Source organism: Hyalangium versicolor, assembly GCF_020103695.1.
GTDB classification, from domain to species: domain Bacteria; phylum Myxococcota; class Myxococcia; order Myxococcales; family Myxococcaceae; genus Hyalangium; species Hyalangium versicolor.
Map to the genome: position 1 here is coordinate 707,680 of NZ_JAHXBF010000002.1, position 21,570 is coordinate 729,249.

16 protein-coding genes are annotated in these 21,570 nt (G+C 68.6%); 3 read left to right on the forward strand and 13 right to left on the reverse strand.

Annotation, left to right across the window (positions count from 1 at the left end):
* Positions 1-85 precede the first annotated feature (85 nt).
* Complete coding sequence (locus KY501_RS06320) at positions 86-1,111, forward strand: GlxA family transcriptional regulator (protein ID WP_224361629.1); 1,026 nt, start codon at positions 86-88, stop codon at positions 1,109-1,111.
* Here the strand turns inward: KY501_RS06320 and larC are convergent.
* The gene (larC, locus tag KY501_RS06325) at positions 1,065-2,231 is read right to left on the reverse strand and encodes a nickel pincer cofactor biosynthesis protein LarC (RefSeq protein WP_224361630.1); all 1,167 of its coding nucleotides are present in this window, start codon (positions 2,229-2,231) and stop codon (positions 1,065-1,067) included. The two genes, KY501_RS06320 and larC, sit on opposite strands and share 47 nt — an antisense overlap.
* A gap of 96 nt (positions 2,232-2,327) precedes the next feature.
* Positions 2,328-2,648, reverse strand: a complete 321-nt coding sequence (locus tag KY501_RS06330) for a hypothetical protein (RefSeq protein WP_224361631.1) — start codon at positions 2,646-2,648, stop codon at positions 2,328-2,330.
* A 343-nt stretch (positions 2,649-2,991) separates the two neighbouring features.
* On the opposite strand from KY501_RS06330, the gene KY501_RS06335 reads away from it, so the two are divergent.
* Positions 2,992-3,333, forward strand: coding sequence for a hypothetical protein (locus KY501_RS06335; protein ID WP_224361632.1), 342 nt, complete (start codon positions 2,992-2,994; stop codon positions 3,331-3,333).
* 15 nt (positions 3,334-3,348) lie between these two features.
* Here KY501_RS06335 and galE read toward each other — a convergent pair whose 3' ends face one another.
* Positions 3,349-4,329 carry a UDP-glucose 4-epimerase GalE gene (gene galE, locus KY501_RS06340; protein WP_224361633.1) on the reverse strand — a complete coding sequence of 327 codons (981 nt, stop codon included), beginning with the start codon at positions 4,327-4,329 and terminating at the stop codon, positions 3,349-3,351.
* Between the two features lie 275 nt (positions 4,330-4,604).
* Between galE and KY501_RS06345 the strand changes: the two genes are divergently transcribed.
* On the forward strand, positions 4,605-5,258 hold the full coding sequence (locus KY501_RS06345; RefSeq protein WP_224361635.1) for an oxidoreductase: 654 nt from the start codon (positions 4,605-4,607) through the stop codon (positions 5,256-5,258).
* Between the two features lie 164 nt (positions 5,259-5,422).
* Here the strand turns inward: KY501_RS06345 and KY501_RS06350 are convergent, their stop codons facing one another.
* The 10 genes from KY501_RS06350 to KY501_RS06395 all read right to left on the reverse strand — a co-directional run bounded on the left by KY501_RS06350 (position 5,423) and on the right by KY501_RS06395 (position 21,519).
* Positions 5,423-12,283, reverse strand: coding sequence for a S8 family serine peptidase (locus tag KY501_RS06350; protein ID WP_224361636.1), 6,861 nt, complete (start codon positions 12,281-12,283; stop codon positions 5,423-5,425).
* Between the two features lie 271 nt (positions 12,284-12,554).
* A complete protein-coding gene (gene larB / locus KY501_RS06355) occupies positions 12,555-13,307 on the reverse strand; it encodes a nickel pincer cofactor biosynthesis protein LarB (protein ID WP_224361638.1) in 753 nt (250 codons plus the stop codon).
* Between the two features lie 52 nt (positions 13,308-13,359).
* Positions 13,360-13,959 carry a chemotaxis protein CheC gene (locus KY501_RS06360; protein WP_224361640.1) on the reverse strand — a complete coding sequence of 200 codons (600 nt, stop codon included), beginning with the start codon at positions 13,957-13,959 and terminating at the stop codon, positions 13,360-13,362.
* Entirely contained in the window at positions 13,956-16,073 is a 2,118-nt protein-coding gene (locus tag KY501_RS06365) for a chemotaxis protein CheA (protein ID WP_224361642.1), read from the reverse strand. The genes KY501_RS06360 and KY501_RS06365 overlap by 4 nt, the downstream gene beginning before the upstream one ends.
* Before the next feature lie 47 nt (positions 16,074-16,120).
* Entirely contained in the window at positions 16,121-16,492 is a 372-nt protein-coding gene (locus tag KY501_RS06370) for a response regulator (protein ID WP_224361644.1), read from the reverse strand.
* Positions 16,493-16,564: 72 nt separating this feature from the next.
* A complete protein-coding gene (locus tag KY501_RS06375) occupies positions 16,565-16,990 on the reverse strand; it encodes a chemotaxis protein CheW (RefSeq protein WP_224361717.1) in 426 nt (141 codons plus the stop codon).
* Between the two features lie 24 nt (positions 16,991-17,014).
* Complete coding sequence (locus tag KY501_RS06380) at positions 17,015-18,373, reverse strand: methyl-accepting chemotaxis protein (protein WP_224361646.1); 1,359 nt, start codon at positions 18,371-18,373, stop codon at positions 17,015-17,017.
* A 69-nt stretch (positions 18,374-18,442) separates the two neighbouring features.
* The gene (gene thiL, locus KY501_RS06385; protein WP_224361648.1) at positions 18,443-19,387 is read right to left on the reverse strand and encodes a thiamine-phosphate kinase; all 945 of its coding nucleotides are present in this window, start codon (positions 19,385-19,387) and stop codon (positions 18,443-18,445) included.
* Positions 19,388-19,408: 21 nt separating this feature from the next.
* Positions 19,409-20,809, reverse strand: coding sequence for a sensor histidine kinase (locus KY501_RS06390; RefSeq protein ID WP_224361650.1), 1,401 nt, complete (start codon positions 20,807-20,809; stop codon positions 19,409-19,411).
* The gene (locus KY501_RS06395; RefSeq protein WP_224361652.1) at positions 20,806-21,519 is read right to left on the reverse strand and encodes a GTP-binding protein; all 714 of its coding nucleotides are present in this window, start codon (positions 21,517-21,519) and stop codon (positions 20,806-20,808) included. Before KY501_RS06395 ends, KY501_RS06390 begins: the two co-directional genes overlap by 4 nt.
* Between the last annotated feature and the right edge of the window lie 51 nt (positions 21,520-21,570).

Below are 21,570 nucleotides of genomic sequence, written 5' to 3' on the forward strand. Positions count from 1 at the left end.
ATGGCAGCCGCCCGCATTCTGGACGAGTGGCCAGAATGACAACCTTCGCTGGATTCTGGCCACGCCCCTGCCGCAGACTCCGGCCATGCACCGCGTGGCAATCGTCGCGACAGATGGCGTGGTACCTCTCGACTTCTCGATCCCCTGCGACGTGTTCCGGCGGGTGCGGCTTCCGGGAGGCAGCCCCGGCTACCAGGTTCGCGTCTGCGGCGTCTCGAAGGAGGTGGACACGGGGCTCTTCCACCTGCGCGTTCAGCACGGGCTCGGAGAGCTCGCGCGGGCGGACACCATCATCATCCCCGGTGTCGAGGACGTGAGCGTCCCCGTGCCCGAGCCCCTGATACGAGCCGTTCGCAAGGCGGCTGCCTCAGGGGCCCGTGTGGCGTCGATCTGCAGCGGAGCGTTCCTGCTCGCCGCGACCGGCCTGCTCGATGGACGCTGCGCGACAACTCACTGGCTCGGCACCTCCGAGCTGGCTCGCCGCTACCCGAAGATCACCGTGAAGCCCGAGGTGCTCTACGTGGACGAGGGACAGGTGCTCACCTCGGCGGGAGCTGCCGCGGGGCTCGATCTGTGCCTGCACCTCGTGCGCCGGGACTACGGCTCGGCGGTCGCTGCCGAAGCGGCCCGTCTCTCCGTGATGCCGCTCGAGCGGGATGGCGGCCAGTCGCAGTTCATCGCGCATGCACCACCCACTCCGGAGGGCGTATCGCTGGAGTCCGTCCTCCACTGGATCGAAGAGAACCTCCACGAGGAACTCACGCTGCATGCCATCGCGCGGCAGGCCGCCATGAGTGTCAGGACGCTCAGCCGCCGCTTCCGGGAGCAGACGGGGACCACGCCGCTCCAGTGGCTGCTGAGGGCCCGCGTGCGCCGAGCCCAGTTCCTCCTCGAGACGACAAACCAGGCGGTGGAGCGCGTCGCATCCGATGTCGGCTTCGGCTCGGCTGCCGCCTTTCGGGAGCAGTTCCGCCGCATCGTGGGCACGAGCCCTCAGTCCTACCGCCGCGCGTTCCTGAGCAGGTCCGCCGCGCACATACCAGCGGAGAGGCAGGGACGCCGGATCACCCTCGCGACAGTGCGGCCATCGCCGCTGCCATCACCTGTTTGACCGGGACCTGCGCTGCCTCGGCCACCCGGCGGCAATCCTCGAACTCCGGGTGCACGTTGAGCACCTCGCCGCCACGCAGGCCGCGCTTCACTCGCACCCGGCCCCAGGGCGTCTCCACCTCCACCCAGTCCCGCTCCAGCGCCTGGCGCTCCACCCGGTGGAAGCGCACCCCGAGCGTGGTGGACTCGCGCAGCACCACCTCCATCACCTCTTCGCGCTTGCCGCCCTCCACCATCACACTGAGCAGATGCCCGGGCCGCCCCTTCTTCATCACCGCGGGCGTCACCCACGCATCCAACGCGCCCACCGCCAGCAACCGCTCCACCAGGTAGCCCAGCAGTTGCGGCGTGCTGTCGTCCAGGTTCGCCTCCAGCACCCAGAGTCCCTGGGCCTGCGCCTCCGCGCGCCCGAGCGATGCGCGCAGCACGTTCGGGCGATCCTTGAAGTCCTTCGTCCCCACGCCGTAGCCCACCCGCTCCACGATGAAGTCCGGCGGATGGCCGATGCGCGTGAGCACCTTCAGGAGCGCCGCGCCCGTGGGCGTCGTCAGCTCCCCGACTCCCTCGAAGCGCACCGGCACGTCCCGGAGCAGCTCCAGCGTCGCCGGCACGGGGATGGGCATGCTCCCGTGCGCCACTCGGATCGTACCGCTGCCCAGCGGCGGCGGCGCCGCGTGTACCTCCGGGTCTCCGAGCAACTCCAGCACCACCGCCGCGCCGCAGATGTCCACGATGGAGTCCACGGCTCCCACTTCGTGGAAGTGGATCTCCTCGATGGACACTCCGTGCACCTTCGCCTCGGCCTCGCCGACGGCGCGGAATACCGCCAGGGCGCGGGCCTTCGCCTTCGCCGAAAGCGTGTCCGCTGCCTCGATGAGCCGCTGGATGTCGGAGTAGGCGCGGTGCGGGTGGGGCTCGCGCTCGTCCAGCAGCACGTCCAGATGCGTGCCGCTGATGGCGTGGCGCACCGCCCGGCTCACCGCCAGCTTCCAGCCGGGCACCTTCAGTCCGCTGAGGGCCTGGGCGATGGCCTCGGGGGATACGCCCAGATCGACTCCGGCCGCGAGGAACATGTCTCCCGCGATGCCGCCCACGGGTTCAAGGTAGAGGATCTTCCGCACGATCCGGTTCTATCCCAGGGCCGGGTGGCTGCAACTCCGCCCTCTGTGGAGGGGGCGGAGAGCATGCACGGACCTCATCGGCGAGCGAAGATGCGCTCAGAGCAGCTCACATTGCGTGCAGGTGCGGGAGATGAGCGACCTCGTCCCGGCGATGTTGCTGGCACAGGCCGCGTAGCCATTCACGTACTGCCCGGGCTTCCGCGACACGGTACACGTGCCGCACGTAGTGGCAACCTCGCTCCAGTAGACCAGCGAGTCCCCGATGACACAGGCGGGAACGGGCTCCAGGTTCTGCTCGACGCTGTCGAGGGTGCCCGTCGCGGGAGTTTCGTCCACGGCTTCAACGCCTCCGCATGCGACGAGCATCAAGGAGAGGCCAACGACACCAGCCAGCATCGACATGGACTTTCGGGACATGGGGGGACCTTTTGGGAATCCTCCTCGGCTGGATGCCAAGAAGGACGGGCAGTCTACCGATTCGGCCTCGGGCTCTCCCGACTCAAAAAGCCACGCTTCATCCTTCAATGACAGCCAGGTGGCCGGATTCCTTCGGCTCCGGGATGTTGCACGGGTGTGGTGGAAAGCTGCGTCCGTGCCGCGTGCTTGGAGGGCTGCTGGCATGGCGTGCTCGGAGGAGCTTCGGATCTCGGCTCGATCCTTGGGAGTCGGGCGTGGCACTCGGATTGCTTTGAGTGAGTGTGCCGCCCGCTATGAGAGCGGGACGCACTCAGCGGAAGACCTCCGCGTGGAGAACCCCGTCATGGTCCGCAATCCGAGCAGCCCCTTGAAAGCGTCGAAGGCCTTCCGCAGCCTGTGCCTCCTCATGGTGGGTGCCACCCTCGCCGTAGGGTGTGGAGGCGTCGAACCCGAGTCCCTGGATGACTCGCAGCCCGTCGACTCCAGCTCGCCCCAGCAGCCGCCCGAGGACGGGAACGTCTCGGCCGAGTCAGCGTGTTGTTACGTGAAGTGCTACGACAACGCCGGCAACATCTGGCGAGGTCCGTTCCGCAGCGTCGTGTACAACAACTGCGCCAACTACGGGGAATACTACTGCCATCAGCACCACTGGAACTACTACGGCGCCAAGTGGGGAAGCTGCTGATCAGGCCTCGTTCGCCTACGGATTCGAGCGCCTCCGCTGCATCCAACTCCAGGCTGACTCCACGATGGCCTCAAGCTTCTGCTGCTGGGGACGCCAGTTCAGTTCGCGCATGATGCGCGCGGAGCTGGCGATGAGCACCGCCGGATCCCCCGGCCGGCGTGCCCCAAGGCGCACGGGAATCTCCCTTCCCGTGACGCGGCGGGCACAGTCGATGACCTGCTTGACGCTGTAGCCCTCTCCTCCACAGCCCAGGTTGTAGATGGAGCTCGGGTGCCCCTTGGCCAACGCGTGCAGCGCGAGCACGTGCGCCTGCGCCAGATCCACGACGTGGACATAGTCGCGCACGCAGGTGCCATCCGGCGTGGGGTAGTCGTCTCCGAAGACGGTGATCTCCGGGCGCTGGCCCGCCGCAGCCTGCAGCACGAGCGGGATGAGGTGCGTCTCGGGATCATGGCGCTCGCCGCTGCGCTCGGTAGCTCCCGCAGCGTTGAAGTAGCGCAGACTCACGAACTTCAGCCCATAGGCGCCCTCGTACCAGCGCAGTGCCCGCTCGAAGGCCAGCTTCGTCTCTCCATACGGGTTCGTGGGCTGGGTCGGATCCGTCTCCTCGATGGGCTGCTTGGCCGGCTCGCCATAGACGGCAGCCGTGGAGGAGAAGACCAGCGAGGACACCCCCGAGCCGCGCATCGCGTCCAGCAGGCTGAGGCCTCCGAGGACGTTGTTTCGGTAATACTTCGCGGGCTCCTTCACCGACTCGCCCACCAGCGAGTCCGCCGCCATGTGCACCACCGCTTCCACACGGTGCTGGGCGAACGTCTCTCGCAACAGCGCGGTGTCGAGCAGATCCCCCTTCACGAAGGCAGCGCCCTCCACCACCGCCTCGCGGTGTCCCTTGTAGAGGCTGTCGTAGACGACGACGTCGTCACCACCCCGCAGCAGCTCCTCCGTCACCACGCTCCCGATATAGCCTGCACCGCCCGTCACCATGACTCGCATCGCAGCTCCCTCCGCAGTGCTCGCATAGTGCCCGACCTCCGCAGCCCTCGGGGAGAATCTCGTCTGCCTGCGGGGAGCGCTCAGTCGTAGAGATCAGAGACTGTGCAGGAGCCCCCTCCGGAGCGAGTCCGAACCAACTTGTCTGCCTGTTGGACAGGTTCGGTTCATCGCCGCCGCCAGCACGGGCACCTCCGATTCCAGAGCCACCTGCCCTGCCTCGCATGGCAGGCGCCAGGAACCTGCCCCTCGCTCCGCCTTCGTGCGAGTATCGAGCCATGGAGACACGCAGCGCACTCGTGGCTGGAGCGAGCGGACTCGTCGGCGGATTTCTTCTCGAGGCGCTGCTGGAGAGCCCTCTGTACCGAGAGGTGTCTTCGCTCGGTCGGCGCGCCCTGCCCCAACAGCACCCGAAGCTCCGTCAGCTCACCGTGGACTTCGCGCGCCTCGACGCCGAGCCACTCCCCGTAGCGGAAGATGCCTTCTGCTGCCTGGGCACCACCATCAAGAAGGCTGGCAGTCAGGAGGCCTTCCGCGCGGTGGACCATGATGCGGTGCTCTCCTTCGCCAGGGCTGCGCGCAAGGCGGGGGCGCGGCGCTTCCTGCTGGTCTCGGCGCTCGGCGCGGACTCGAGTTCGCGCATCTTCTACAACCGTGTGAAGGGAGAGGCGGAGAAGGACCTGGAGACCGTGGGCTTCGAGTCCCTCATCCACCTCCGCCCCTCGCTGCTGCTGGGGGAGCGCACCGAGAGCCGCACCGGTGAACGCGCCGCCATCGTCCTCACCAAGGCGCTCGGGCCGCTGCTCCGCCCCTTCAGCGGGCGTCCCATCGAGGCCCGCACCGTCGCGAGAGCGATGCTGGCCCTGGCGAGGGATGCGTCGTCCGGTGTGCGCGTGGTGCCCTCCGGCGAGTTGCACGGGCTCGGCCAGTAGCGAGCACCTCGAAGCACCCTCAAAAGCAAACGCGCCGACGGGTGGATTCCCGCCGGCGCGTTCGTCTCAGCCGTTCAGATTTGGAGTGAGCAGGCGGAACACACCTCTCCGCCCGCTCGGCCCCGGGACGCCCGCTTCAGGCGCCCGAGGCCTCGCGTCACCCGCTAGGCCGCCGCCTTCTCGCGACGGCGCCCGAGCAGGTACCGGGCCAGGACGAGCAGGCCCAGGTAGATGCCAGCGTCAGTGCCGGAGGTGGCGCCACAACCGCAGCTACCGCTCTGGACAGTGACGATCACAGGAGCGGAGGAGGCCACATTGCCAGCACCGTCGGTGATGAGGGCGGTGATGGTGTGGGCCGTACCCTCCGTGGCGGTGGCGCTGTCCCAGCTACCGGACAGCGTCGCATCCGTGCCGCTGGCGACCACCACCCCATCCACGAGGATGGAGAGCTGAGCCAGCGTGGTGCCCGGAGCCACGGCGCCCGTGACGGTGATGTTGACCTTGCCGGAGACGGTGGTCCCACCGGCCGGATCCGTCACCGACGCCGTCGGCTGGGCGAACGGCGTGACGTTGAGCTGGGCGGTCCCGGTGAGGCTCGCGTTCTCCGAGTCCGTCACGGTGAGCGTGCGCAGGCCCGGAGACTTGAACGTCACCTTGAAGCTCGGGAGCACACCCTCGACGAACTGCGCCGTGCTGGCGAAGGCCGCCGTCGGGTCGGAGCTGGTCACCTTCACCGAGCCGCCGTACTCCGCGGCCGGGTTGCCGTAGGCGTCATAGGCGGAGGCCGAGAGGGAGGCCTCCTGGCCCGCCGTCACGCTGGCCACGACCGACAGCGTGTAGCTGGCCGCCGCACCCGGCTTGACGTTCAACGCCGCGCTCGTTGCGCCGGTGAAGCCCTGGGCGCTGGCCACCAGCGTGTAGCCGTTGCCAGCCTTGCGCAGGGACAGCCCATCGAACTTCGCCACGCCGTCGACCGTCTGGACCGTGGACACGCCCAGCAACTGGGCTGCCGTGGGATTCTCGCCGAGCCCCAGCGTCACGCTGGTAGGAGCATCGGTGAGCAGGTTGTCCAGCTCATCGCGCAGCTCCACCTCGATGGTGGCCAGCGTGCTGCCCGCCGCCACCTGGCTCGGCGTGGTACGGAACACCAGCTTCTGGCTCTTACCCGGGGTGATGTCGAACGCCGTGCTCGTGGCCGACAGCGAGCCCGTGCTCGCCGTCAGCGTGTAGCCCTTGCCGTTGCGGTTGATGGACAGGTCCGAGAAGGTGGCCACGCCGTTGATGGCGTTGGCCGTCTTCGTACCGGAGAGCGTCCCGTTGCGCGGGTTGTTGCCGATGGCCACCGTGACAGCGTCCGTGGCGCTGGTGGCCACGTTGCCGTAGGCATCCTGCAGCGTGACACGGACCGCAGGGGTGATCACCGCGCCCACCGGGGCGGAGCCCGGCTGCACCGTGAACACAGCCGCCGCCGTGGGACCGTGCGCGATGTCGAACGCCGCGCTGGTGGCGCTCAGCGCACCCGCGCTCGCCGTCAGCGTGTAGCCCGTGCCGACCTTGTCCACGGAGAGGCCCGAGAAGCTGGCCACGCCGTTGAGGGTCGTCGCCGTCTTCACGCCGCTCAGCGTCCCGGACGAGGGGTTGGTGCCCAGCACCAGCGTGATGCTCGCACCGGACGTGTTCAACGTGTTGCCCTGGGCATCCTCCAGCGCCACCAGGATGGACGGGGTGATGGCCGCGCCTGCGGTGCTGTTGCTCGGCTGGGTGGCGAACTTCAGCCCCGCCGCCGCACCCGGATCGACGCCGAAGGCCGGCGAAGTCGCGGAGGCAATGCCCGAGGCGCTCGCCTGGATCGTGTAGCCCGTACCGACCTTGTCCACGGAGAGGCCCGTGAAGGTGGCCACGCCGTTGACGGGAGTCGCCACCGTCGTGCCGCTCAGGGTGGCGCCCGAGGCGCTGGTGAACGTCAGCGTCACCGGAGCCGAGGCACTGGTGACCACGTTGCCGCCCGCATCCCGAACCGCAACCTTCACCGTGAAGGGCGAGCCCGAGGCTACGCTGCCCACGGGCGACGCCGTGAAGGCCAACTGCGTCGCGGCGCCCACGGCCACATCGAAGCCCACGCTGGTGTCCGCGTAGAGCCCGCTGCCGCCCACCACCAGGGTGTAGTTGAGGCCCGCCTTGTCCACCGACAGGTCACCGAAGCTCACCGTGCCCCCCGCCGCGTTGACGACGGTGGTGCCGCTCAGCGCGCCGCCGGTGGGGTTGTTCCCCAGCGACACGGAGATGGCGTTGGTCGCCTGCGTCGCCACGTTCCCGAACCGATCATAGAGAGTGGCCTCGATGGACGGAGTGATGGCGGCGGCCGCGACGGTATCGCTCGGCTGCCGGGTGATGCGCACGCGAGACGGAACGGCCGGGGTGATGTCGAACCCGGTGCTCGTCACGGCGGCCAGCGTGTCCGTGAAGGAATCCAGCGTATACGTCCCCGTCTTGTCGAGGCTCAGGTCGCTGAAGGTGGCCACGCCGTTGACGGCCGCGACGGCAGTGGTGCCCCCCATCCGGGTGTCATTCGGGTTGGTGGTCAGGACGACGTAGACGGTCGCGGTGGAGTCCGTGACGTTGTCGAACCGATCCAGGATGGCGACCTTCACCGCCGGGGCCATGGACTCGCCCGCCTGGGTGGTGGACGGCTGGGCCTGGAAGGCCACCTTCGCGGGATCGGCCGAGGTGATGTTGAACGCCACGCTCGTGGCGTCGGTGAGGCCCGTGGAGGAGGCCACCAGCGTGTAGCCCGTACCCACCTTGTCGAGGGACAGGTTGCTGAAGGTGGCCACGCCCGCGACCATCGCCACAGAGGCCGTTCCGGACAGCGTGCTGCTGCCCGGGTTGGTACCCAGCGCGACACTGACGGTGTTGGTCCCCGTCGTCACCGCGTTGCCGAACTGATCCACCAGCCCCACCTTCACGGCCGGAGCGATGGAGGCGCCGGCCTTGGTGGTGATGGGCTGCACGGTGATGACCAGGGCGGTCGCGGCCCCCGCGGTGACAGTGGTGCTACCGGTGGCAGTCAGCGCCGGGTTCGTCGTGTCCGTGGCGGTGAGGGTCTGCGTCCCCAGCTTGCGCAAGGAGACCGAGCCGGTCGCCACGCCCGCCGTGAACGTCACATCCGTGGGCAGCACCGCCTGCGGATCCGAGCTGGTGAAGGCCGCCGTGCCGGCGTAGTCGATCGCCGTCGTGCCCACCGCATCCACCGCGGTGAGGGTGACGGTGGACGACGTGCCAGCCGGGAAGGTGGTCGGAAGCCCCGTCAGCTTGTATGCGACGGCCGGGCCCGGAGGAGGCACCTGCGTGCTGCAGCTACCGAAGGTGTCCGCGGTGATGCGGACATCGTCGACGTAGACGCCCTCGGCGGTGGTCGAGACGTCGCTGTAGAACTTGAAGCCGAACCACACCGTCTGGCCCGCCAGCGCTCCCAGGTTGACGGTGACGGCCTTCAGCGAGCCGTTGGCACCGGCGTTCGTCTTGGTCCAGATGCGAGTGGTCGTACTGGACTTGAGCACGTTGTCGTAGCCGCCAGCGGAGACGTACGGCGCAGTGGTGGTCACCGCATCGCTCACGTTGGTCCACGGGCCCGCCGCGCTGGTGGTGCTGTAGACCAGCCATGCGCCGTCGTATTGATCCTCGGTGGTGTACCAGAGGTTGAACGACATCACCGGGCTGGAGGCGCTCGCCGGGATGGCGAAGCCGTTGATGCCCGTGGTGGAACCATTGCCGCCCAGCGACAGGGTGGCCTGGGTGCTCAGCGGATAGGTGCCGCCGCAGGTGGTGTTGGCCGCACCGAAGCGGTAGGCCTTCGTGGCCGACTGGTAGTGGCAGCCCGTGGTGATGTTGATCGTGCCCGAGGTGCCCGTCTGGGTCGTCGCGATCCAATACGAGGCCGCGTTCGTCGGGCGGTTGTTGTCCAGGTCATCGAAGTAACGAAGGCCCGGGCTCACCGCGCCGGTGGGCGCGGCCGACTTCTGCACGGTGTTCGTCTCTTCGACGGCGGCCGAGCTCGTCTCGGTGGCGCGGACCACGTAGTAGTACGTGGTGCTCTGCGTCAGGTTCAGGTCGTCATTGAACGTGGTGCCGGTGATGCCCGTGGCGATCTTGTTCGCCGCCGACGGCGTGAAGCCCGAAGCCGTGCCGCGGTAGACCGAGTAGCTCAGCGTGCCGCCGCAGATCGGCGTACCCGCGGCCCAGGTCAGCGTGTTGGAGCAAGTGGACGCCATGCCGTTGGCCGCGGAGGTGAGGCCCGCGAAGGTGGGCTTCAGCGTGCACGCGCCGGAGGCGGTGACGGAGACCTCGGTGGACTTGGGGGACTCCGAGCACTGCACCGCGCGGACCACGTAGTAATAGGTGATGCCGCCCGACACGGTGGTGTCCGAGAACGGAGAGGTCGTCGCGCTGCCCACCAGGGTGTACGGGCCGCCCGCGGTGGTGGAACGGTAGACGTTGTACGAGGCAGCGCCGTTCTCGATCCAGCTCACATCCACGCGGTTGGAGCCATTGACCACGGCTGCCACACCGGTGGGCGTCTGGGCCACGGTGTCACAGATGTTGTAGGCCACCAGGGCGAAGTCCTGGTCCAGCGCGGAGGCATTGCCCGGCACGCCGTCCGAGGTGATGTTCGTCGCCGTGACGGTGATGGTGAAGCTGCCCTCCGCGCCCGCGGGCAGGAAGACGCTCTCCACGTTGTTCGCGCTGTCCGCCGTGCCGCCCGTGATGGAGTTGGCGCCGGTGAAGACGTTGCCCTTGTAGGTGTTGGCGCCGAGCGTGACGCTCAGGTCCAGGTTGTTCTTCCACGCGCCGCCGGTGGTGGAGCCCGGCGCGTCCGTCCACGCCAGGGTGACGCGGAAGGGCTTCGTGGAATCCGCCACCACGCCCGTGAAGGTGCGAGTCTGCCCCGTGGCGGTGAAGAGGTTGGCCGAAGTCTGGTCATCCAGCTTGCGCGGGGTGCCATCGAAGGCCCGGCCCAGGTCCATCATTCCCATGCCCTGGTTGTTGGACCAGAGGTTGTCGTTGGCGGCCGTGCCCGTCATGTAGCGGGCGGAGTTCATCAGATACGCCTTGGTCATGGCCGCGCTCGGCGGCGTCATGCCCTGGTTGATGAAGTACTGGCGCACCAGCGCCGTACCGCCAGCCACCGCCGGAGTCGAGTGGCTGGTGCCGGAGGAGGCCGAGTACCATTGCTGGGTGGATGGGAAGAAGTCGCTGCCGGAGCCGCCGCACACGCCCGACGCGTCGAAGCACGAGAGCGCCTTGCCCAGCGGGTTGGCCGGCGGGTTGGCGCGCTGGCTGGCGTCCTGCGCCACGCCACCGGACACGTGCGTGCCGGGAGCCATGATGTCCGGCTTCTTGCGGCCGTCCGAGGACGGGCCACGGCCGGAGAAGCCCACGATGTCGTTGGCGCTGTTGGCCTCCGCATCCGTGGTGCCGCACGCATCCGCACCGCCGAAGGCCTGGACGTTCTCCGCGGCGCCCACGGTGATGACGTTCTTCGCGGTGCCCGGAGGCGCCACGGTGTTGGCCGCGGAGCCGTTGTTGCCCGCGGCGAAGACGATGATCATCTCCTGGTTGCCTGCGACGTTGGGCTCGGCGTGGCCGGCCTGCTGCGCGTCACGCACCAGCGAGTCGTACTGCTGGCAGTCGATGTTGTAGGTGTTGCCGCTGGTGTAGCCCCAGCTGTTGCTGCTGATGCGCATGCCGTCGCGGTACGCGCGAGACTGCAGGTCCTCGTAGACGGGGTCGGTGTAGTCCGGCCCGAAGATGACGGAGCCGCCCAGCTTCACGAAGGGCGCCACGCCCAGGCCATAGGAGTAGCCCGCTGCATCCTGGAACGGAGCCCCCGTCAGGTTGGTGTAGCCGCCGATGATGTGCGCGTTCAGGGTGCCGTGGCCATCGCAGCCCTGGGTCGTGGAGCCGCTGCCCTCGATGCGGTTGTAGACGATGCGGCTGGCGCCGTTGATATTGCCGCCCTCGTAGTAGCCGAAGTGGTTGGGCGTCGTGGTGCCGTTGTCCAGGCCGCTGTCGGACACGTCCACGCCGAACCCGGAGGCGGTGAACTGCGCCTGGGTGAAGCCCTTGGTGGCCAACCACGCCAGGTAGCCCGGCGCCGTGGGGCCGTTCCCCGTCAGCTGACCGGTGAGGATGATGTTCTGCCGCTCGTCGAACTTGCGCGGCTCGGAGCGCGGCTGGATGGAGAGCACGTCCGGACGCGCGGCGATGTCATAGAGATCCTTCGCCGTCAGGTACGCCACCACGTTCACGTAGCCCAGCGACTCGCGGATCGTCCCGGCGCGAGACTGCTTCGCACGGATGAGCTCCAGCGTGGGGCCGTTGGCCTCCTCGTCCTTGATGAGCTGGATGGCGTAGGTCGGCACCTGGCTCGTCTGGATGGACGGATCCAGCTTGTAGTCGTTCAGGTAGTCGCCATTCCACTGGATGGACGGAGTGGCGGTGACATGCCGCTGCAGCTTCGCCAGCGAGGCCGCGTCGCCGTAGACGATGTACGCGTTGTTGGGGATGTAGGTGATCACCTTGACGCCGGTGGCCTCGAGCTCCTTCACCCACGATTCCTGGATGGGACCAGCGAACTGGACGATCTTCAGGCTCTTGCCCGAGGCCGGCAGGTTCAGCCCGCGCAGCGACTGGCCCTGCGAGGACGCGGTGTCGATGACGCCCGCGTTCAACAGGATGTCGTTGAAGTCGTCACGGGCCTCGGCAGCCGCGGGCAGCGCATCCAACGCCGCCTCATCCACCGCCGCGATCTTGAAGGAACCGTAGTCTCCGATGATCTCGAAGCGGGCGCCCTGCGCCTCGAGCTGCTTCTGCTGTTCCGCGCTCAGCTGCACCTTGTGGGTCGCGAGTCCGGCCCGGAAGCCCTCGGGCCGCGGCTGCTGGGGAGACGCCGCGGGCGCGCTGCCCGAACCTTCACAGGCCAGCGTCGCAAGAATCCATACGGCTCCGAGCACTCGCGTGCTCAATCCAAGAACGCCTCGGGGGCGAGGCGGCGAAACGGAGGGTGTCATCTGAGGGTCCCGACAAGCGGAGTGACGTGGCTGGCCGAGACGCGCTCGCTGGGATCGGACTGCTCGAAGCTCGGTAGGTGGGGGCGCGTCTCAGCCAGAGTCACGGAATTAACACATCCAGCCACCAAATTTCAATTTCCCAATAATACTACAGCCCTGCCAAACACACCAAACGGGCTTTTGCCCGCAATGCTTGTCATTCCAAGCACGCGTGGAGAGCCGGTTTCTACCGTTGGCCGCGAGTCCGGGAGATCAGCGTCGCGTAGAAGCCGCCGCCGAAGCCGTTGTCGATGTTGACCACGGCGACGTTGGAGGCGCAGGAGTTCACCATCGCCAGCAGCGCGGAGACGCCCTTGAAGTTGGCGCCGTAGCCCACGGACGTGGGGACCGCCACCACGGGGATGCCCACCAGTCCGCCCAGGGCGCTCGCGAGCGCGCCCTCCATGCCCGCCACCACCACCGCCGCGTGGCACTCCTGGATCTCCTCGCGCCGCCGCAGCAGCCGGTGGATGCCCGCCACGCCCACGTCGTAGACGCGCCGCACCGTGGCGCCCATGGCCTCGGCGGTGATGGCGGCCTCCTCGGCCACGGGGATGTCGCTGGTGCCGGCGGTGACGACGGCCACGCGGCCCGCCTTCCGCTTGCCCTGCTTGAGATGGAAGATGCGCGACACCGCGTGGTACTCGCCCTTGGGGAAGCGGGACAGCAGCGCCTCGGCCTTGTCCGGCTGCAGCCGCGTCACCAACACCGTCTGCTTGCGATCCACCAGCGCGCCGACGATGCCCAGCAGCTGCTCCACCGTCTTCGGTTCGCCGAGCACCACCTCGGGAAAGCCGAACCTCAGCGAGCGGTGCGTATCCAGCGTGGCATAGCCCAGCTCCGCGAACGGGAGATCCTTCAGCCGGTGGACCGCATCGTCCACGGAGACCTTGCCACCCTTCACCTGCTTCAGGAGTTGCGACAGCGCCTTCTCGTCCATGCGCGCCCTCTACCTCAAACCGGGCACACAGAGAACGAGCGGGTGCGGACGGCTACACGCCCAGGCGGTGGAGCAGCGCGTCGGAGCTGTCCCGCTCCAACACCAGCAGCATGCGTCCGGACACCGGCGGAGCGCTGGCCGCCGAGAAGCGCGCCTCCAGCACCACCACCCTGCTGGTCTGCTGGCCCTCGGTGTCGCGCAGCGCGGCGCCCACCACCTCGCGGGCCGAGCCCCCACGCAATTCCGGCACCGTGGGCAGCAGCCTCCAGCGCGTCAGCTTTCCAATGGCGGACAGGCACGCGCTGGCGACGATGTTGGCCGCCTCGGAGATGGCGCTCTCCAGCTCCACCCCGCCCGTGACGTGCCCGAGCAGCACCTTGCCCAGCGCCGCACCGTCCCGGGAGGGCATCACGAAGAGCATCAGCCCTCGCAGCTCGCCGACGATGCCCAGCTTGACGCTGGTGACCACCTCTTCCCCACCGATCTGCTCGGCCGCCTCGGCCGCGGTGGTGACGATGACCTGCGGCACGGAGAGATCCACCCGCTTGCCGCCGACCAGACGCGCCAGCGCGTTGACGGCGTGCCCGCAGCCGATGTTGGCCACCTCTCGCAGCACGTCGAGCTGCGCTTCGCTGGGGACTGGGGCGTTCACGCGGACAGTAACCTCGGCACGTCCAGGATGAAGACCGGGCGGCCACTGCCCAGAATGGTCACCCCAGAAAGGCCCGGTAGCAAGTCCAAGGGCCGAGATAGTGGTTTGAGGACTACTTCTTCCTGCCCCAGCAGGCGATCCACCGCCAAAGCCACCTTCCCGGAATCTCCCTCCATCACCACGAAGGGCCGCACTCCCTGTCTGGATCGCGGCGGCAGGCCCACCAGGACATCCAGATCATGCACCGGCAGCAGCGTATTCCCATGGGGCAGTAGCGCCGTCTCGCGGCTGCGGCTGAGCGTCTCGGCATCGGCTTCCTGAGCGCCCAGCACCTTGGCGATGGGCAGGCCGAACACCTCGTCTCCCACCTCGACCAGCAGCAGGTGCACCACCGCCACCGTGAGCGGCAGCCGCAGTGTGAAGCGGGTGCCCTTGCCCTTCTCGCTGTCGATCTCCAGGGTGCCGCCGACGTTCTCCACCACACGCTTCACGGCGTCCATGCCCACGCCGCGACCGGAGATCTCCGACACATCCTTGGCCGTCGACACACCGGGCAGGCAGGCGAGCATGAAGGCGTCGCGGTCGGACATGCGCGCCGCGGCCTCGGCGGTGATGGCTCCTCGGGCGAGGGCCGCCGCCTTGAGCTTCTCCGCGTTCATTCCCCGGCCGTCGTCCTCGAGCTCAATGACGACGCGGTCCCTGGCGCGGCGCACGGACACCTGGACCTTGCCCTTGGGGCTCTTGCCCGCGACGGCGCGCTCCTCGGGCGACTCCAGGCCGTGGTCGATGCAGTTGCGCAGGATGTGCATCATCGGATCGTTGAGCTCATCCAGGATGGCCCGATCGAGCTCGATCTCCGCGCCGGTGATGACCAGGTCCACCTCGCGCCCGCGCTTGCGAGCAATGTCTCGCGCCGCCCGGGGCAACCGGTCCGTGATCAGCGACAGCGGCGTCATGCGCGCGGACATGACCTTGTCGTGCAGATCCTTCACCAGGGCGTGCAGCCGGTAGACGCCCTCCTCCAGCCCGGGGCGCACGTTCTCCGGCAGCTCCTTGCCCACCTCGCGCAGCCGGGCGGTGGCGAGCATCAGCTCCCCCACCGTGTCCAGGAAGTAGTCCAGCAGCTCCGTGCGCACACGCACCGTGCGCGGAGCGGCCTCACCGGCGACGGCGCGAGAGCCCTCGGGGGGCGGCACCGGCAATGCGATGGGCGGCGGCGTGGTGATGACGGGCTTGATGGAGACGAGCTCCACCTCGGACACGTTCCGCAGCGCGCCCTGAATGCCCTGCTCGCCCGACGAGGTCTCCACCTCGCACTGGATGAGGCCGTCCGGGATGCGGCCGGCCTTCAGGTCCTCCAGCGCCGGGCGCAGCTCGGTGACGGCGCCCAGCCCGGACAGGCGCTTGTGCACCAGGAACGCCCGCACTCCCGGCACCTGGCACGTCGGCACGACACGCACCTTCACGGCCCAGCGCGCCTGGGGGCCCGCCTCCAGCTTGACCTCCTTCGGAGCCGGAGCCGTGCCCGGTGCCGCCGGAGCGGGGGCAGGAGGAGCACCGCTCCCCGGAGGTGCGGGCTCGGCGCGAGGCCCGGGGGGCGCCATTCCAGCAACCGGAGGCGGAGTGCCACCTTCGGGCCGAGGCGCAGGCACGGCGGGCACGGCCACCGGAGCGGGCGTAGTACGCAGAGCCGTGGCCTTCATCACCCGCGTGGGAGCGGGGGCCTGGCCGGTGATGGCGGAAACCCTGGCAGAGAGCTGGGCCAGCAGCGCGGCGGCCTCCTCCGGGGGCTTGTTCTCGGCCACCGTGCGCACCTGGGACAGCAGCGTGTCCGTGGCCGACAGCAGCAGATCCACCACTTCGCGGTTGAGCCGCGTCGCGTCCTGGCGGACGGCATCCACCAGGTCCTCCACGCGGTGGGCGAGCGTGGCAATGGACTCGAAGCCCATGGAGGAGGCCATGCCCTTGACGGAGTGGGCATGGCGGAACATGGAGTCCACGGCGCTGGGGCCGCCCTCCTTCTCGAGCTGGACGAGATCCCTCCCGAGCGCCTCGAGGTGCTCGCTGGCCTCGGTGACGAAGAGCCCGAGGTACCGGGACATGTCCATCGCCATGCCGGACCCCTCCTCCGCAAGCGGGACAGCGCAGCGCGGGGTGTGCGCTAGCTGTCGCCGAGGACTTTCTTCACCACGGCCAGCACGTCCTCGGCGCGGAACGGCTTGACGATGAAGTCCGAGGCACCTGCCTCGATGGCCTCCATCACCAGGCTCTCCTGGCCCAGTGCCGAGCACATGATGACCACCGCGTTGCTGTCGTGCTTGAGGATCTCCCGCGTGGCCTCGATGCCGCTCTTGAAGGGCATGACGATGTCCATCGTCGTGAGGTCCGGCTTGAGCTCCTTGTATTTCTCTACGGCCTCCAGGCCGTTGGCAGCCTCGCCAACCACCTCGAACCCGCCGGACGCGAAGATGTCCTTGATCATGTTGCGCATGAAGATGGCGTCGTCAACGACCAGGACCCGCTTAGCAGCCATGTGAAGCGTCGCCTCCGCGTAAGGCCTCGAGAGGAGCGCGGAGCCTAGCACCCGCGCATTTTGAAGGGCTACTCACTTCTGCGGGGTGAACAGGCCCACCACCGCAGAATCCAATCCTTCGGGATCCAACACCGTCACTCCCAGGCCTTTCAGCCGGGCCACGCCCTTGACCGCCAGTGCGGCCTTCCCCGGCGCCGCAGTGCTCACGCGGTCCAGGGCCTCGATCCCATCCACATCCGTGACCAAGAATCCCAAATCCCTGCGCCCCCGGTCCAGCAAGAGAACGCGAGAACCGGGAGATGGCCCCTCCGGCAGGCCGAGCAGCTGTCGCATCTCCACCACGGTGACGACGCGGCCGCGCAGGTTCATCACCCCGGAGACGGCGGTGGGGGCCCGCGGCACCCAGGTGAAGCGGCCGGGGGGCACCACCACCTCGCGGACCGCCGAGAGGGGCAGCCCGTAGCGCTCCTTCTCCACGCGGAAGATGACGTGCCGCAACAAGGGAACCTCGGAGGGAGTGGCTCACCGGTCGAGCCGGAAGCTGCGGACCACGCTCTGCAGCTCGACGGAGGTGTTGGTCAGCTCATTGGCCAGCGACGTCATGCGTGAGACGGCGCTGGTCTGCTCCTGGATGATCTTCTGGATGGCGTCCGTGGAGGAGGAGTTGTTGCGCGCCACCAGGGAGATCTCCTCGATGGCCTTCACCATCTCCTTGCTGCCCTCGAGCTGCTCGCGGGCGCTCTCGGAGATGAGGTGCACCCGCTCGGCGCTCTTGCGCACGGTGTCGGTGATGGCGCCCATGGAGCGGACGATGTTGGTCAGGTCCTCGCGGCCCTCGGTCAGCTCCTCGATGCCCTCCTTCATGGCGGACACCACGGAGGTGGACTGGCCGGAGATGTCCCGGGCCAGCTTGGAGATCTGCTCGGCGGAGCGGCCGGCGCTCTCGGCCAGCTTGCGCACCTCGTCGGCGACCACCGCGAAGCCGCGGCCGTACTCACCGGCGCGGGCCGCCTCGATGGTGGCGTTGAGGGCCAGGAGGTTCGTCTGCTGCGCCACCTGGGTGATGGCGTCGACGATCTTGGAGATCTCCTGCGTCTTCTCACCGAAGGCGAACACCTGCTGGCTGGCGGCCTCGATGCGGCTGAACACCTTCTTGACCTTGTCGCCGGCCAGGCGCGCGGCCTTGGAGCCATCCTCGGCGGCCTGGGTCGTCTGGAGGGCGGTGCGGGCCGCGTCATCGGCGCTGGTGGCGGTGCGCTGGATGGAGCCGGCCATGGAGGTGATGACGGTGGAGGCCTTGCTCACCAGCATCGTCTGGGCCTCGGCGCCCGCGGCGATCTTCTCCATGGACGAGCCCACCTCCTCGGTGGAGCCGTTCACGTTCTCGGCCGAGCGCTGCACCTCGATGGCCGTGTCCGCCACGCTCTTGGCGGTGTCCTGGATCTTGCCCACCAGCTCGCGCAGGTTCTCCTGCATCTTGTCGATGGCGCTGGTCAGCTCATCGATTTCATCGCGAGGATTGGAGGGGTCTGCCTCCACGGGCTTGGAGAGGTCGCCCTGGGAGATTTCGAAGGCGGAGCGCGACAGCACGCGCACGCGGTTCACGCGTGCCAGCAGCCGAGGCAGGGTGAGCGCGGCAACCACCGTAAGGAAGAAGCCGATGGGCACCTGCCAGCGCAGGCCCAGCTCGAAGCGCTGGAGCACCGCCATGGCGAACACGAGCGCCGCGCCGAGCAGCACGTAGCCAGTGAGGATCTTCCGGTGCAGGGAGACGATCCGCTCGCTCCCGTCGGCCACCTCCACGGAGCGGAGGAGCCGCTGCAGGGGCTCGCGGCGGGGAGAGAGACCTGGAGAGAGTTCGTCGCGTAGAGGGCGGCGCACGGGCGGGGCGATCCAGAAAGACGGCGGGAGCTGGCTACGGGTTTAGCCTTGCCGTCAGACAGGGTCAATCTACCGGCCAGACGTGCGGAAGTGATCGAAGCCTGGAGGAGGAGCGATCAGCCGTCCGGTCGCGTCCTTCAGCACCCGGTGCCGCTCACGGGTCAGTTTTCCAATACAGGTGACGCTCTCCCCTGCTCGAGCGCATGCCCGCTCGAAGGCCAGGGTGCTACCCGAAGGTACAGCGAGCAACAGCTCATAGTCCTCGCCCCCGGCCAGCGCGCCCTCGGCTCCCAGCGCCACACGCACAGCGCGTGACATGGGCAGGTGGGTAAGCTCCACCTCTGCTCCTACACGCGAGGCCTCACACAGGTGGCCGAGGTCCTGGGCGAGCCCATCCGACACATCCATGCCTGCGGAGGCGAAGCGAGAGGCCAGGCGCCCGAGGGCCACCCGAGGCACCGGACGGCGCTGGCGGAGGATAGCGGGCCCTCGGCGCTGGCCGGCCTGGAGTTGGATCAGCCCCAGCCGCGCGTCGCCCAGCGTTCCGGACACATAAAGGAGGTCTCCAGGCCGGCCACCTCCACGGGTCAGGGCCGGCCGTTGGAGTTCCCCGGCGGCGGTGATGGTGATGGACAGCTCGCGCGCGGAGGTGAAGTTGCCGCCCACGAGGGCGATCCGGTGCTCGCGGGCCAGCGCGCTCATGCCGCGAGCCACCCGCAGCAGCTCGCGCTCGGAGAAGTCCTTGGGGAGGGCGAGGGCGCAGAGGAACCAACGCGGCGTGGCGCCCATGGCGGCCAGATCCGACAGGTTCACCGCGAGCGCCTTGTGGCCGATGTCCTCGGGAGAAAAGTGGGCGCGGGTGAAGTGCACATCCTCGACCACCGCGTCCGTGGTGACGCAGAGCGAGCCGCGAGAGGGCGCGAGCACCGCGCAATCGTCTCCCGGGCCCACGGGCACGCGCGCACGGGGGAAGGCCCCCAGGAACTGATCAATGAGGGAGAACTCTCCGCGCACGGTTGGCTCGGGGCTCGGCGCTCAGAAGCGATCCGGCTCGGGCAACGGGGGCACCACGAGCACGGCCTCCCCCGTCTGGGGCGGACGCGCGGGCAGCACCACCGTGAAGATGGAGCCCTCTCCGGGCACGCTCTGCACCGTCACCTTGCCGCCGTGGCCCTCGGTGAAGCGCTTGACGATGGCCAGCCCCAGGCCCACGCCTCCGAACTCGCGGGTAGAGCTGCCATCCACCTGGTAGAAGCTCTGGAAGATGCGCTCGAACTGGTCCTCGCGGATGCCTACGCCGGTGTCCTCGACGGCGATGCGGTAGCCCGTCGCGTCTCCCAGCTCGGGCTGGGGCCCCACCTCGGAGAGGCGAATCCGCACCCCGCCCTGGGAGGTGAACTTCACCGCGTTGGCCAGCAGGTTCACCAGCACCTGCTGCAGACGACCCTTGTCGGCCAGCACGCGAGGCTGCCGGAACTCGGGGAACCGCACATCCAGCGTCAAACCCTTGCGCTTGGCCTGGGGCGTGACGCTGGACACCGCGCCCACCACCACCTCCGCCGCGTCCACGGGCGCGAAGGCCAGCCGCAGCTTGCCCGCCTCCAACTGGCTGATATCCAGGATGGAGGTGATCAGATCCAACAGCGTGCGGCCCATCTCGGTGATGGACTGCACGCATTGGATCTGCTCGGGGTTGAGCGGCCCGGTGAGGCCCTCGGACAGCAGCTCCGAGTAGGCGATGATCGACGCCAGCGGCGTGCGCAGCTCGTGGCTCACCGTGCCCAGGAAACTGGACTGGAGCCGATCCACCTCGCGCAGGCGCTTGTCCAGCGCCGCCATGCGCTCGTCCCGAACCTGGAGTTCCCGGCCGATCTCTCCGGCGGCCTCCTGCTGGATACGGCTGGCCAGCCAGCAGCGGTGCCCGGCCACCATCAGCCCCTCCAACACCCGGGAGAAGAACGCCGCGGCGCGCGCCAGCGGAGACTCCAGGCTGCGCGCCTTCTCCACATCCACCCGATCCCGAGGAAGGGTGGCCAGCTCCGCCTCGACGAGAGGACCGAAGAGCACCCGCCCGAGCTCGGCCCCTTCCCAGCGCACCGGCATGGTGAGGTACTGGGGCCCCTCGGGGCAGGCGAGCACGGCCAGCGTCGCTCCCGCCCCGAGCGACACCCGGGCCGCGCACTGCTCGCCACCCTCGCCCGAGGTGACATGGGCACAGAAGGGGGGCCTGCCACGCCCCTCGAAACCGGAGAGGCGAGCCCCGCGCCCATCCAGCACCTGGGCCCCCACGCCGTGCAGCTCGACGAAGCCTCTCACCACCTCTTCGAAGGAGGCACGGTCCAGGATCTCGGCCAGCGGCGGCTCGCGCAAGAGCAGGGAGTCCGCACGCGGGGTGACGGGCTCGCCCCAGGACGTGTACTGCTGCTCTTCCTTCATGGCGCACCTCCTCCCGAGACACCGGCGTCCTCGTACCGCCCCTGGAGCGTAGTCCCGCCCAGGTCCAAGTGGCGGAAGATCCGACCAAGGAACTCCTCCTCGGTCATGCCAATGTTGCGTGTCAGGTTCGCATCCGCGTCCAGGCGCTGCCAGGCCGCCTGCATCAGCGCATGGAATGTCTCACACACGCCCTCGCCCCGGAGGGCGACCGCACCCACCACGGGCTCCCGGCCCCGGCGGCGCACCAGGTCCAACTCCTCCTCGGTGCGCGTGTCCGGCAGATCCCTCTTGTTGAACTGGATCACCACGGGGATCCGATCCGGATCCAGCCCGTTCTCCCGCATGTCCTCGCGCAGGCTGTGCCAGTAGCGGTTGTTCTCGGGAGTGGCGGTGCGGCGGCTGTCGGCGATGAAGGCCACCGCATCCGCCGAGCGCAGGACGATGCGCCGTGTCGCGACGTGGATCACCTGCCCCGGCACCGTGAGGATCTTCACCTTCACGTTGTACCCCTTCTCCGAGGAGAAGAAGACTGGCAGGACGTCGAAGAAGAGCGTCCGGTCGTCACGGGTCTCCACGGACAGCAGGCGGCCTCTCACCTCGGCACGCGTGCGGGCGTACAGGTGGCGCAGGTTGGTCGTCTTCCCACTGAGGCCGGGGCCGTAGTAGACGATCTTGAGCGTGAGCTCGCGCTGGGCGTGGTTGAGTTGCAAGGGTGGAGGTCGAGCAGGCTGAGAGAAGATCCGTCACGCCTCTCGCCTGAA

Bases quoted from the DNA above. Each gene is read 5' to 3' on its own strand.
- KY501_RS06320 (WP_224361629.1), top strand. From the start codon at position 86: ATGCACCGCGTGGCAATCGTCGCGACAGATGGCGTGGTACCTCTCGAC.
- KY501_RS06330 (WP_224361631.1), bottom strand. From the start codon at position 2,648: ATGTCCCGAAAGTCCATGTCGATGCTGGCTGGTGTCGTTGGCCTCTCC.
- KY501_RS06335 (WP_224361632.1), top strand. From the start codon at position 2,992: ATGGTCCGCAATCCGAGCAGCCCCTTGAAAGCGTCGAAGGCCTTCCGC.
- galE (WP_224361633.1), bottom strand. From the start codon at position 4,329: ATGCGAGTCATGGTGACGGGCGGTGCAGGCTATATCGGGAGCGTGGTG.
- KY501_RS06345 (WP_224361635.1), top strand. From the start codon at position 4,605: ATGGAGACACGCAGCGCACTCGTGGCTGGAGCGAGCGGACTCGTCGGC.
- larB (WP_224361638.1), bottom strand. From the start codon at position 13,307: ATGGACGAGAAGGCGCTGTCGCAACTCCTGAAGCAGGTGAAGGGTGGC.
- KY501_RS06365 (WP_224361642.1), bottom strand. From the start codon at position 16,073: ATGGCGATGGACATGTCCCGGTACCTCGGGCTCTTCGTCACCGAGGCC.
- KY501_RS06370 (WP_224361644.1), bottom strand. From the start codon at position 16,492: ATGGCTGCTAAGCGGGTCCTGGTCGTTGACGACGCCATCTTCATGCGC.
- KY501_RS06390 (WP_224361650.1), bottom strand. From the start codon at position 20,809: ATGAAGGAAGAGCAGCAGTACACGTCCTGGGGCGAGCCCGTCACCCCG.